The organism is Massilia sp. PAMC28688 (genome assembly GCF_019443445.1).
Taxonomy (GTDB): domain Bacteria; phylum Pseudomonadota; class Gammaproteobacteria; order Burkholderiales; family Burkholderiaceae_D; genus Telluria_A.
In genome coordinates, this window is sequence record NZ_CP080378.1 from 85,664 (window position 1) to 98,739 (window position 13,076).

Annotated in this window: 9 protein-coding genes; 6 read left to right on the forward strand and 3 right to left on the reverse strand. The window is 64.3% G+C overall.

Annotated features, from left to right (window positions below; all coding sequences use genetic code 11):
- Positions 1–13 precede the first annotated feature (13 nt).
- On the forward strand, positions 14–1,534 hold the full coding sequence (locus KY495_RS00325; protein ID WP_219881120.1) for an IS66 family transposase: 1,521 nt from the start codon (positions 14–16) through the stop codon (positions 1,532–1,534).
- 129 nt (positions 1,535–1,663) lie between these two features.
- On the opposite strand, the gene KY495_RS00330 is transcribed toward KY495_RS00325, so the two are convergent.
- Together KY495_RS00330 and KY495_RS00335 are read right to left on the reverse strand one after the other, a co-directional pair.
- Complete coding sequence (locus tag KY495_RS00330) at positions 1,664–2,002, reverse strand: P-II family nitrogen regulator (RefSeq protein WP_219881808.1); 339 nt, start codon at positions 2,000–2,002, stop codon at positions 1,664–1,666.
- A gap of 35 nt (positions 2,003–2,037) precedes the next feature.
- Positions 2,038–4,050, reverse strand: coding sequence for an NAD(+) synthase (locus tag KY495_RS00335; protein WP_219881809.1), 2,013 nt, complete (start codon positions 4,048–4,050; stop codon positions 2,038–2,040).
- Positions 4,051–4,125: 75 nt separating this feature from the next.
- On the opposite strand from KY495_RS00335, the gene KY495_RS00340 reads away from it, so the two are divergent.
- The 3 genes from KY495_RS00340 (at position 4,126) to KY495_RS00350 (ending at position 8,545) form a co-directional block, all read left to right on the forward strand.
- On the forward strand, positions 4,126–5,265 hold the full coding sequence (locus tag KY495_RS00340; protein ID WP_219881810.1) for a GNAT family N-acetyltransferase: 1,140 nt from the start codon (positions 4,126–4,128) through the stop codon (positions 5,263–5,265).
- Positions 5,262–5,648 carry a VOC family protein gene (locus tag KY495_RS00345; protein ID WP_219881811.1) on the forward strand — a complete coding sequence of 129 codons (387 nt, stop codon included), beginning with the start codon at positions 5,262–5,264 and terminating at the stop codon, positions 5,646–5,648. Before KY495_RS00340 ends, KY495_RS00345 begins: the two co-directional genes overlap by 4 nt.
- A 125-nt stretch (positions 5,649–5,773) precedes the next feature.
- Positions 5,774–8,545 carry a hypothetical protein gene (locus KY495_RS00350; RefSeq protein WP_219881812.1) on the forward strand — a complete coding sequence of 924 codons (2,772 nt, stop codon included), beginning with the start codon at positions 5,774–5,776 and terminating at the stop codon, positions 8,543–8,545.
- On the opposite strand, the gene KY495_RS00355 is transcribed toward KY495_RS00350, so the two are convergent.
- A complete protein-coding gene (locus KY495_RS00355) occupies positions 8,542–9,477 on the reverse strand; it encodes a LysR family transcriptional regulator (RefSeq protein WP_219881813.1) in 936 nt (311 codons plus the stop codon). The two genes, KY495_RS00350 and KY495_RS00355, sit on opposite strands and share 4 nt — an antisense overlap.
- Before the next feature lie 279 nt (positions 9,478–9,756).
- Here KY495_RS00355 and KY495_RS00360 point away from each other — a divergent pair, with 279 nt between their 5' ends.
- Complete coding sequence (locus tag KY495_RS00360) at positions 9,757–12,090, forward strand: TonB-dependent receptor (protein WP_219881814.1); 2,334 nt, start codon at positions 9,757–9,759, stop codon at positions 12,088–12,090.
- Between the two features lie 94 nt (positions 12,091–12,184).
- Positions 12,185–13,057: an alpha/beta fold hydrolase gene (locus KY495_RS00365; RefSeq protein WP_219881815.1), complete on the forward strand. Its 873-nt coding sequence runs from the start codon at positions 12,185–12,187 to the stop codon at positions 13,055–13,057.
- Positions 13,058–13,076 lie beyond the last annotated feature (19 nt).

Sequence of the window (13,076 nt, forward strand, 5' to 3'; positions counted from 1 at the left end):
AAACTACTGAGCCATGAACCTGCCTGCCGAACTTGCCGATCTGGATATCGCCCCTGCCGCAATGGCGAGAGTGCAGGCGCTGTTGGCGCAGCGCGATGCAGTGCTGGCCGAGAAGAACTTCAAGATCACCGCGCTGACGCACGAACTGGCGTACTACAAGCGGGTTCGCTTCGGCAAGGCCAGCGAAGCATTGGTCGGGGAGCAGCGCCTGCTGTTCGAGGAAACGGTCGATACGGATCTGGCAGCCATCAACGAGGAACTGGAAGTGCAGGCACCGGTGAAACGGCAGCGCAAGCGCGCTGGTCGCCAGCCCTTGCCAGCGCACCTGGAGCGCATCGAACACCACCATGAGCCTGAGTCGTGCCAGTGCGGCCAGTGTGGCGCCGACCTGGTCAAGATCGGCGAAGACGTCAGCGAACAGCTGGACGTGGAACCTGCGCGCTTCTTCGTGCATCGCCACATCCGCCCGCAGTATGCGTGCCGGCCATGCGAGACGGTGACGGCGGCGCCGATCCCGCCAGCGGTCATTGACGGCGGCATGGCCGCTGTTGGGTTGCTGGCCTGGATCGCGGTGTGCAAGTACCTTGATCATTTGCCGCTGTACCGCATCGAGCAGATCGCGGCGCGCGACGGTGTGCCGCTGGCACGCTCCACACTGGGCGAGTGGATCGGACGCATCGGCGTGGCCTTGCAGCCGCTGGCTGACCGGCTGGCCGAACTGCTCAGGGAACGAAGTTGCCTGCATGCCGACGAAACACCGGTGCGCCAGCTCGATCCCGGCAGCGGCAAGACCAAACACGCCTATCTGTGGGCCTACCGCTCCAATGCGCTCGACGATGGACCTTCAATGGTCGTGTTCGATTACCAGGCCAGCCGGGCTGGCGCCCATGCCCGCGCCTTCCTGCAGGACTGGCGCGGGCATCTGATGGTGGACGACTACGTCGGCTATAAAGCGCTGTTTACGGCAGGCCCCACCGAACTCGCTTGCCTGGCTCACATTCGACGAAAATTCTTCGACATGCACGCCGCCAGCGGCAGCCCGGTTGCCGAGGAGGCGCTGCGGCGCATTGGGCTGCTGTACGCTATCGAGCAACAAGCGGCGGGCATGACGCCGCAACAGCGGGCCGCATTGCGTGAGCAGCACGCCCTCCCGGCCCTGGCCGACCTGCACGCGTGGCTGCTGGCGTCCCAGCGCAGCGTTGCTGTCGGCAGCGGCACGGCCAAGGCCATCGAGCACGCCCTCAAGCGCTGGCCAGCGCTGCAGCGCTATGCCAGCTCGGGCAGCCTGCCGATCGACAATAACCCGGTCGAGAACGCGATACGTCCCATCGCCATCGGCAAGAAGAACTGGCTGTTTGCTGGCTCCGAGCGAGCGGGCCGCCGCGCCGCCGCCATCCAAAGCCTGTTCGCTACCGCCAAACTCAATGGTCTCGATCCTGCACGCTGGCTGGCCGACACTCTCGAAAAACTTCCCACCTGCCCCAACAGCAAGATCGATTCGCTGCTACCGTTCGCAAACTCTACACAGCGCTAGGCGCCAATGGAAGGTGGGCGCGTTGGCCGCTTACCTAACAAGCGCCTGGCATGCATCTCAAACGCCGTGGGGGACGCCGCCCCATCCGCCCCGCCGGGAGCATGGCGGGAACGCTTACTTTGTCAAACTTTAAACCGCATCGGGCCCCGTCTCGCCAGTCCGGATCCGAATCACCTGCTCCACATCTTGCACAAAGATCTTGCCGTCACCGATCTTGCCGGTGCGCGCAGCCTTGATGATGGCGTCCACGACCTGGTCGCACATGGCGTCGTCGACCACCACTTCGATCTTCACCTTCGGCAGGAAATCGACGACATATTCGGCGCCCCGATACAGTTCCGTATGGCCCTTCTGGCGGCCGAAACCCTTCACTTCAGTAACCGTCAGGCCCGTCACGTTCACGTCTGCCAGCGCTTCGCGCACCTCGTCCAGCTTGAACGGCTTGATCACACAGGTAATCTGTTTCATCGCTACTCCTTCATTAGTGGCATGTTGACGTTATTTTAATCGACATCCGGGATCTTCTTCAGGTCCTCCAGCCACACGGTCGCTTCGGAGTCGCTCGGCGCGCGCCAGTCGCCGCGTGGCGAGAGCGAACCGCCGGTGCCGACCTTGGGCCCGTTCGGCACGCAGGAACGCTTGAACTGGCTGGTCTTGAAGAAGCGCCACACAAAGGTGCCGAGGTGCTTCTTGATGGTCGCCAGCGAATGGCGCTCGTGCCACGCCGAGTAAGACAAAAACGCCACCTTGGACGGCGCAAAGCCATAGCGCAGGATGTGGTACAGGTTGAAGTCCTGCAGTTCATACGGGCCAATGCTCGACTCGGTGCTTTGTGCAGGCTTGGCGTCGCCTTCCCTGCCGGGCACCAGTTCAGGACTGATTTCGGTCTCGAGCACCGCCAGCAGTGTGGCCGAGCCTTCGGTGCCGATCACGCCTTTCTCTGCCACCCAGCGCACCAGGTGGCTGATCAACGTCTTGGGCACGCTGCCGTTGACGTTGTAGTGCGACATATGATCGCCCACGCCGTAGGTACACCAGCCCAGCGCCAGTTCGGACAGGTCACCGGTACCGATCACGATCGCATTGTGGAAGTTCGCCAGCCGGAACAGGTGGCTGGTGCGTTCGCCGGCCTGCACGTTTTCAAACGTGATGTCGTATTCCTCCTTCCCTTCCGCATAGGGATGCCCCAGATCCTTGAGCATCTGGATGCAGCTCGGACGAATGTCGATGGTCTGGGCGGTGGCACCAATGGCCTCCATCAGCTCGTTCGCCTGGCGCAGCGTGCGCTCGCTGGTGGCAAATCCCGGCATGGTGTAGGCAAGGATATTCGCGCGTGGCAGTCCCAGGCGGTCCATGGCCTTGGCACAGACCAGCAGCGCCTGCGTGGAATCGAGTCCGCCGGAGACGCCGATCACCACCTTCTGGATGCCGGCCTGCGACAGGCGCTGCACCAGGGCCTGCACCTGGATGTTGTACACCTCGGTGCAGCGCTCATCGCGCAGGGCCGCGTCGGCCGGTACGTACGGGAAGCGGGCAATGGCACGCTGCAGCGGCAGCGCCTCGCTGCGCGCCACCGGCAGTTCGAAACGCACCACGCGGAACTGCGCTACCTCGGCCGCGTGGCGCCGCACCGAGTCGCCAAAGGTCGTCTGGCGCATGCGGTCGCGCGACAGGCGCTCCAGGTCCACATCGGCAAAGATCATGTGCGAGTCGTCCAGAAAGCGCTCGGACTCGGACAGCAGCTCGCCCTTTTCATAAATGAGTGCCTGCCCGTCCCAGGCCAGGTCGGTGGTCGATTCGCCAAGGCCCGCGGAGCTGTACAGATACGCGGCCAGGCAGCGCGCCGACTGCTGCGCCACCAGCTGGTGGCGGTAGTAGCTCTTGCCGGCCAGGATATTGGAGGCCGACAGGTTCACCAGCACCGTGGCGCCGGCCAGCGCGCCAAACGACGACGGCGGAATCGGCACCCACACGTCTTCGCAGATCTCCACGTGAAAGCGCAGGTTGGCCACATTGGCCACGTCGAACAGCAAATTGGCGCCGAATGGCACGTCCTGCCCCAGCAACTGGACCTGGGTGGCCACGGCACTGGCGGCGGGGCTGAACTGGCGCGCTTCGTAGAACTCGTTGTAATTGGGGAGGAAGGTCTTGGGCACGAGGCCCAGGATGCGTCCCTTGGCCACCACGGCCGCGCAATTGAACAGCTGGTGATCGACCCGCAGCGGCAGGCCCACGATCATTACCAGGTCAATGTCGTGCGAGGCCGACACCACCGTGTCGAGGGCCGCGATGGAAGCGTCCAGCAGCGCCGACTGATGGAACAGGTCGTCGCAGGTGTAGGCCGACAGGCCCAGTTCGGGGAACACCACCAGGGCCGTGCCACGCTCCTGCGCCTGGCGCGCCAGCGCGATGGTCTGAGCGGCATTGAATGCCGGGTCGGCGATTTTGCAGCGGGGTATGGCGACGGCGACACGCGCGAAACCATGCGAATACAGATTGAAAAATTCGTCGGTCATCCAGTGCTTTCCTCATGTGCGGGCGCGGCCACGGGTCGAAACAACGGGACGCGCCTTTTTGCGTAGAATGGTTCCATGAATTATCGCACGCATATCGTTTCTTCTCTCGCCGAGGTGGGCCAGCCCGTCTGGGACGCACTGGCTTCTTCGCAGGCGCGCAGCAACCCCTTCCTGTCCTACGCTTTCCTGCATGCCCTGCACGAATCGGGCAGCGCCTGCGCGGAAACCGGATGGCAGCCGCAGTTCATCGTCCTGTATGACGGCGAGGAGCTGGTGGCCGCCATGCCGCTGTACGTCAAGTCGCATTCATACGGGGAGTACGTGTTTGACTGGGCCTGGGCTGACGCTTACCACCGCAACGGCGTGGAGTACTATCCCAAGCTGCTCTCGGCCATCCCGTTCACGCCCGTCACCGGGCCGCGCCTGATGGCCAGAAACGCAGCAGCGCTCGGCGCCCTGCTCGACGTTTTGCGCGGCACGCAGGAAGCCTCGCCCGTATCCTCCACCCACATCCTGTACCCGCCGCCGGAGATGGCCCCGCAGCTGGAACAGGCCGGGTTCATGCTGCGCAGCGGCGTGCAGTTCCACTGGCTCAATCCCGGTTACGCGAACTTCGAGGAATTTCTCGCCACGCTGGAAAAAAAGAAACGCAAGAATATCCGCGCCGAGCGGCGCAAGGTGGCCGATGCCGGCGTCACCATGCGCCGCCTGCGCGGGGTGGACGCCACCGACGCCGACTGGCGCTTTTTCAACCGCTGCTACCAGCGCACCTACCAGGCGCACCGCTCCACGCCTTACCTTAACCTCGATTTTTTCCAGCGTATTGGCCGCACCATGGCGCACAATATCTTGCTCGTCATTGCCGAACGCCATGGCCAGCCGATTGCCGCCTCACTCGTCATCCATGACGCGACGACGCTGTTTGGCCGCTATTGGGGCGAACTGGAATACGTTGACTGCCTGCATTTTGAAACGTCCTACTATCAGCCACTGGAGTTTTGCATCGAGAAAAAAATTGCCGTGTTTGAAGGTGGTGCCCAGGGCGAGCACAAGATGGCGCGCGGGTTTCTGCCGACCAAAACCTGGTCGGCCCACTGGCTGGCCCATCCGGCATTTGCCGATGCGATCGAACGCTTCCTGGCGCGCGAGAAAGGCGGCATCGATGAGTACATGGACGAACTGAACGATCGCAATCCCTTCAAGGATCCGCAATGATTTCTCATGTCTATGTTGGCGTTGAAAACTTCGAAAGGGCGCTGGTCTTCTACTCGGCGGTCATGGACACCCTGGACATGCAGATCAAGTTTGCCGAGCCAACCAAGTCGTGGGCCGGCTGGACCGCGCCAGGCCAGCCCCGGCCATTGTTTGTGGTCGGGCGTCCCTTTAACGGCCAGCATGCGGCACCCGGCAATGGCCAGATGGTGGCCCTGCTGGCGCACTCGCGTGCTGCGGTGGATGCTGCGTATGCCGTCGCGCTGGAACAAGGCGGCAGCAGCGAAGGCGAACCTGGCCTGCGCCCGCACTACCACCCCAATTTTTACGGTGCCTATTTCCGCGATCTGGATGGCAACAAGCTGTGTATTTGTTGCCACGATTAAGTTCCATTGCACCTGAACTATCCGGCCAAAGATTGAGGAGCGTCGATCCTCGCACTGATGCAGGCTCAGCCGCTCGATGAGCGGCTGCCCGAAGATGAACGGTCACTTCATCAACGGGAGCTATCATGTCACACGCAATCGAGAATGCCGAGGAACTATTCCGTTTCGCCAGCGCGCGGGCAGCCGGCGCCGCCACCGTACCGGCCGGCGTGCTGGAACTTGAGGACGACCAGGCGGTTCCGCAATGGCTCGCCAGCGCGCCTGAACAGGATTTCGGAACGCGCCTGCAGGAACTCGAAAACAAATGGCAGGCGCTCAGCGGTCGCCCGGGACTGGAACTGCAGGTCGATGCCCAGCTGGCGCCGGGCGAGCGGGCGCCCTTCCCCGCTGTCACTATTTTTCCCGGCGCCACGGCAGGCGACGCTGGCGGCCGGGCCGGCGATCTGCTCACTTCGCTCTGGCAGTTGTACCTGCAAGGCATCAGCACCGGGAATGCCGACACTGCGCAACTACGCCGTACCCAGCAGTTGATGGGCCAGGCCGGCCTGCTGAAATCGGCCGCACTTGCCGGCAGCGGCCTGATCGCCCCCGAGCAGCTGGCCGCCGCACGACATCCAGTGGTGCGCCTGCCCGCATCGTTCGAGCAGTTCATGCGCTCGCGCCGCGACGAGCACCGCAGCGCCACAGCGCTGGCCAGCGCGCGCCAGGCGCAAGACAGCGCTGCCACCCGCGCGCGCCTGACCGAGCGCCTGGCGCAGCTGGGCAAGCTGGAGCAGGACCTGGCCGCCGCCATCGATCAGGGCGGTCCGGTAGAGATTCCGGCGCCTGTCACCCTGCCCCAGTTTGCGGCGGAACCGGGTGCCGAGCGCGCCTTTCATTTCCGGCCCGCCGCTGATTTGAGCCAGCGCTTTCGCGAGCAGAATGCAGCGCTGATCGAGGCCCTCAACCAGGCGCAGATTCCCAGCGCCGGCGTGAGCCCCTACACGCTGCTTGACGAAGTGCGGCGCCAGATGGCAGACCTGGTCCTGGCCGAAGCGCGCCTCCCGGCCGCCCCGCCAGCGGCGCAGCAGGCAGGCAGCATTGGCGCCTTTGGCGTGCGGCCCGTGGGCGTGACCGATCTACGCGTGGTCAGGCAGGTACTGGTCAAGTATGAAAAAGGCGAACTGGCACACATCGACAACGTCATCGACGGCGAAAAACGCGAGCGCCACCACTCGCGCCTGCAGCGCGCCGAACAGGGGGTAACGGACTACAGCGACCGCTCCACCGAGCAGTGGCGCGAAAGCCAGAGCGCCGACCGCTTTGAAGTGAGCCAGTGGACCTACATCTCGGCGCGCGAAAACCAGGACAGCAACAGCAGCATCAACCTGTCCGGCACCTACGGCCAGGTGACGGTCAATGGTTCGACCTTCGCCAACAGCGGCCGGGGCCGCGACAGTGCGCGCGGCGAAGACCTGCGCCGCTCGCGCGAAATCATCAACCGCGCGCTGGCTCTGACACGCCAGAGCGTGGGCCAGTACCGCTGGCGCAACGTGCTGTCGGAGGTGCAGGAAACCATCATCCACAAGCAGCATGCCAAGGGCAACGCCCACATCAAGGCGCAGTACCGCTGGGTCGACAAGGTGTACCAGGCGCAGGTCTACAACCATGGTGCGCGCGCCATGTACGAGATCATGGTGCCGGCACCAGCGGCCCTGTTCAAATACCTGCTGGCGCAGCAGCCTGGCATCGCCCCGTTTGCCGCGCCCGTGCCGGTGCGGCCTACCGTGACGCCGGCACAAATCAACGACACCAACTGGGCGGCACTGGCCGCGCAATATGGCGTGGTGCTGCCGCCTCCGCCGCTGGCAGCCATCACCGAGTTCGCGCAGGTCACCTCGTCGGGCTTTAGCCTGCCTGACGACGTGCCCCTCAACCTGCTGCGCACTTCGCAAGGGGGCACCTTTGAGCGCACCCAGGCGCTGGAACGCGGCTACCAGGCCGGCAGCGCGGGCGTATCCATCTCGTGGTACGGCGCCAGTGGTGAAGGCGGGGTCACGGCCAGCATCGGCACGCTGCTCTTTACCAGCACGGTGGAAGGCGACACTGCCATCCCGCCGCAGCAGCTCAATGCCGATACCGACGCGGTGCCGTACAGCGCCACTGCCTGGGGCGCGGTGGAGCAGTTCACGGTGAACTTCTACATTGTGTGGACGCGTACCCAGCGCGCCGTGGAACAATGGCAGCTGGCCAGCTACCAGATCATCCAGGAAGAGTACGAGCGCAAGCTGGCCGCTTACCGCGCCCAAGTGGCCGAGGCAGTGATCACGGAACCGCACATGCGCGCCATCGAACGGGCCGAACTCAAACGCGCCATCATCGAGATCGTGCGCGCCGGCGGCGCTCAGCCCACCCCGGCACCGGCAGTGGACCTCAGTGGCCGGCCCACCATACAGGTGGCCAACCTGGAGGCAGCGGCGCGCGAAGTACGTTTCGTCGAGGTCGCCTTCGAGTGGGAGCAGATGACGTACAGCTTCCAACCCTATTTCTTCGGCCAGGAGAGCGGTTGGGGCGCACACAACTTCGTGCAGCAGGGTGACAGCGTGTTCACGGCCTTCCTCAACGCGGGCTTTGCCTCGGTGATCCTGCCGGTGCGTAAAAACTTCGAGCACGCGGCGGCGGTCTACCTGCAGACCGGCGTGGTGCTCGACATCGCGGTGGTGCCGGCCGATGATGAGCTGGTGCGCATGAACTGCGAAGTCATCGAGATCAACGCCCAGGGCGAAGCAGGGGTGCCCGAAGGTGAAGCCTGGACCTACCGCGTGCCCACCAGTCTCATCGTGCTCGACGACGGGACCAACGGACCACTGCCGGTGATGGTGGAGAAAGCGGCTGAGGCGCCCACTCCCGCCCCCTAGCCACGCCTGGCCCGCGGGCGCGCGGGCTCGCCGTCGCCATGCACGAACAGCGCGGGTTTGCTGTCCGCATACTCGCGCAGCATGTTCCACACGGCGCGCACCCGCTGCAGGCGGTACAGGTCGGTAGGGGCCGCCAGCCAAAACGATCGCTCGGCAAAAAACTGGTCCAGCACCGGGACCAGCCGGCCATCGTCAGGCACGGCATAGGGCGGCGCCATGATCAGTCCCATGCCCAGGGCCGCCGCCTCGATCTGCGCCGGCATGCCGGTGCAGCACAGGCGCCGGCGCGGGGTGAATCCCAGTTCGTCCAGGTAGGTCAGCTCGCGGCTGGCCAGGCGGTCCTGCACGTAATCGACAAAATCATGCTGGGCCAGGTCGGCGTGCTGGCGTATGGGCGGATGGCGCGCCAGGTATGACGGCGCCGCGTACACGTACAGGCGAAACGTGGCCAGGCGCGTGATCATGTAGCGACCGGTGGTGGGCGGATCGAGCATCACGCCCAGGTCGGCCTCGCGGTTGGCCAGGTTGGCAAAGCGCGGCAGCACCAGCAAGTCCACCGACAGCTCGGGATTGGCCTGCAACAGGTTGACCAGCAACGGCGCCACCACGCGCACGGCGAACAATTCGGGCACCCCCAGCCGCACCACGCCATGCACGGCCACCGCTTCGCCGTTCAACTGTTCGGTGGCGGCCAGGGCGGCGCTTTCCATCGCTTCGGCATGCGGCAGCAGCGCCAGGCCCATCTCGGTCAATTCGTAGCCTTCGCGGCTGCGGTCGAACAGGGTCGTGCCAAGCTGCGCCTCAAGGCGGTCGATGCGGCGCGCCACCGTGGTGTGTTCCACCTCTAGCCGGCGCGAGGCACCAGAGAGGGTGCCGGCGCGCGCCAGCTCCAGGAAGAACCGCAGGTCGGTCCACTCGGGCAAGGTATTCATGGATGTCTCGTCATTTCTTATCTGCGCAGCATATTGTGCGCTTGCGCACAACTTACACCCAAACCCGATGAAACGCACCTTGCGATGCATCAAACGGACTGAGGTTTTTGTACGTACGCCCTGTAGTAGCATGAGACCGCCTGGGGTTGTGCATTAATGCACAACCATTGGGCGGCTTGTTATCTTTCGCACAAAATGGTTTAAGCGCACACTGCCTGCCATGCGATTCATGCCAGCTGGGCAGGCGCATACCACATAAAAATCTAGGAGACATTCGTCATGCGTCTTACCAATAAAAATGCACCTGCGCGCCGCCTGCTTCTGAATCGCACCGCCGCGGCTGTCCTGGCCCTGACCGGTGGCTCCACGGGTTATGCCTACGCCCAAACCGAGTCTGGAGCACCGGCCGTATCGGCCGACAATCCCAACGTGGTCGTCGTGACCGCTCGCCGCCGCGAAGAAACGCTGCAGGACGTTCCCGTCTCCGTTACCGCGTTCAATGCCGAGCAGCTGTCCAAGCAGGGCATCCCGGACATCACCGGCCTGGCCCTGTCGCTGCCCAACACCACGCTCAAGGCCTCGCGCGCCACCAATTCCACGCTCACCGCGTTCATCCGCGGCGTGGGCCAGCAAGATCCACTGGCCGGCTTTGAGGCCGGTGTCGGCATCTACCTCGACGACATTTACCTGGCCCGTCCCCAGGGCGCCGTGGCCGAGATCTACGACGTCGAGCGCATCGAAGTGCTGCGCGGCCCGCAGGGCACGCTGTACGGCCGCAACACCATTGGCGGCGCCGTCAAGTACGTAACCCGCAAGCTCGGTCCACGTCCCGATGCGCGCGTGCGCGTCACCCTGGGCAGCTACGACCAGCGCGAAGGCGTGGTCACGGTCAGCACGCCGGTCTCGGAAACGGTGCGCATCGGGGGCTCGTTCGGCAAATTCGTGCGCGACGGTTTCGGCACCAACCTGTTCAACGGCCAGCCCAACTACGACAAGGACCTGACGGCCGCGCGCCTGTCGGCCGAATTCACGCCCACGCCGGAGCTGTTCATTCGCCTCTCGGGCGATGCCACCCAGGACGATTCGCATCCGCGCAACGGCCACCGCCTGACGGTTGGCCGTACCAGCGGCGCGCCCGTGCTAGAGAACGAATACGATACCCGCGCCAACCTGAACCTGGCACTGGGCAAGGAGCAGGAAGTCAAGGCCCATGGCGTGGCCGCCCTGGTCGAATACCGCATGAGCGACACGCTCACGCTCAAATCCGTGACCGCCTCGCGCAAGGACACCTCGTACGCGCCGATCGACTTCGACGCCCTGCCCGTGACCGACTTCCACGTGCCGGCCCTGTACCGCAACAAGCAGTTCAGCCAGGAACTCCAGGCCACCTACACCGGCGCCAGGCTGCAGGGTGTGGCCGGCGTGTACTACATCGATGCCAACGCCTTTAACATCTTTGATACCATCCTCGTCACGCCCCTGTCGCCAACGGTGAGCTTCCCATCCTCCACCTACACCAAGGGCGATATCGACACCAAGGCATGGGCCGTGTTTGCCGACGCCAGCTTTGACATCAGCGACACCCTGAGCTTCTCGCTGGGCGGACGCTACACGGTGGACGAGCGCAAGGCAACCATCCTGCGCCAGGCCTACGCGGGCGCCAACGGCACACCGGAACTGGGCAACCCGGGCGCGGTATTTATCCGCACCGATACCGACTTCACCAACGGAGAACTCGAGCGCAAGGACAAGAAGTTCACGCCCAAAGTGGGTTTGGCCTACCAGATGTCGGACGCCCACAATCTGTACGCATCGTACGCACGCGGCTTCAAGGGCGGCGGCTTCGACCCGCGCATGAACGTGGTCGGCGGCCGCGTGACGCAAGCCATCGCCCGCGCAGGCTACCTGCCCGAGACCATCGACTCCATCGAACTTGGCCTCAAGTCGCAGTACGCCGGTGGCCGCGTGCTGACCAACATCGCCCTGTTTGACAGCGATTACAAGGACGTGCAAATCCCCGGCTCCATCGCCATCGATACCAATGGCGACGGCGTGGACGACAGCTTCGCAGGCGTGACCACCAACGCCGGCAAGGCCAAGATCCGCGGTATCGAAATCGAGGCCAGTGCACGCCTGACCGAGAGCTTCTCGATGTCCGGCATGTACAGCCACATCAATGCCGAGTACACGCGCTTCATGACCAACCAGCTCGTCAACGGCACCGTCACCCCGGTCAATATCGCCGACCAGCGCTTCTTCCAGAATACGCCCAAGAACGCGGCCAATCTGCGCGCCACCTGGGAAACGCCCATGGCGGCCATGGGCAATGCGGGCCGCATCAGCCTGTCGGCCTCCGGTTCGTACCGCGACGACATGACGCAGTTCGAGTTCAAGTCGCCACTGGACCAGGAAGGCTACACCCTGTGGGACGCCAGCATCCTGTGGACCAGCGCCAACAACAAGGTGCGCCTTGGCCTGCACGGCAAGAACCTGACCGACGAGCGCTACAAGACCGGCGGCTACTTCTTCCCGACCCTCGGCATGGAAGGCACGCTCACCGCATTCTATGGCAACCCGCGCACAGTCTCGGCGACGCTCGAATACCGCTTCTGAGGCGCGCCCGAGCCGTTTGCCTGCGGCTGCCGGCGGCCGGTTTCCGAACCGGCCGTGGACAGCCGCGCCCTTCCACCATTCGATGAAGCCTGCCGTGTCCAACTTTACCGACATCAGCTACAGCAGTAACGACGGCCTGTCGCTGTATGCCCGCGACTACGCTTCGCACAGCGGGCCGGCCCGGCTGCCGGTGATCTGCATCCATGGCCTGACGCGCAACTCGGCCGACTTCGACGAGCTGGCCCCGTGGATGGCCGCCATGGGCCGGCGCGTGCTGGCAGTCGATGTGCGCGGCCGCGGCCTGTCGGCACGCGACCCCGATCCCCGCCATTACAACCCCATGACCTACGCCGGCGACGTCATGAAACTGGCACACGAGCTTGGCATCGGGCGGGCGGTATTCGTGGGCACCTCCATGGGTGGCCTTATCACCATGACGCTGGCACTGCGGCGCCTCAGGCTGATCGCCGCCGCCGTGCTCAATGACGTGGGACCTGTCATCTCGCAAAAAGGTCTGGCGCGCATTGCAGGCTATGCGGGCAAGGGCTGCACGCCCGCCAGCTGGGAAGAGGCTGCATGCTACATGCGTGACATTAACCAGCCTGCCTTTCCCGACAACGACATGGGTGAGTGGAACAAGTGGGCCCACCGCGCCTTTGCCGAGAACGACCAGGGACAGCTGGTACTGAGGTACGATCCCAATATCGCCATGCCATTCAAGACCGGCAAGCTGCGTTCGAGTTCGTGGATCGGCCGCATGGCCTTCCGCCGGCTGGCGCGCAACCGCCCCACGCTGCTCGTGCGCGGTGCGCTGTCGGACCTGGTGGAAGACGAACAGGCCATTTACATGCGGCGCGCGGCACCGGCCATGCAATATGCGGTCATTCCGGGCGTGGGCCATGCGCCCATGCTGACAGAACCGCCGGCGCGCGAGGCCATCGCCCGCTTCCTGTCGCAGGTTGACTAAAGCGGCAGTACACCATCAA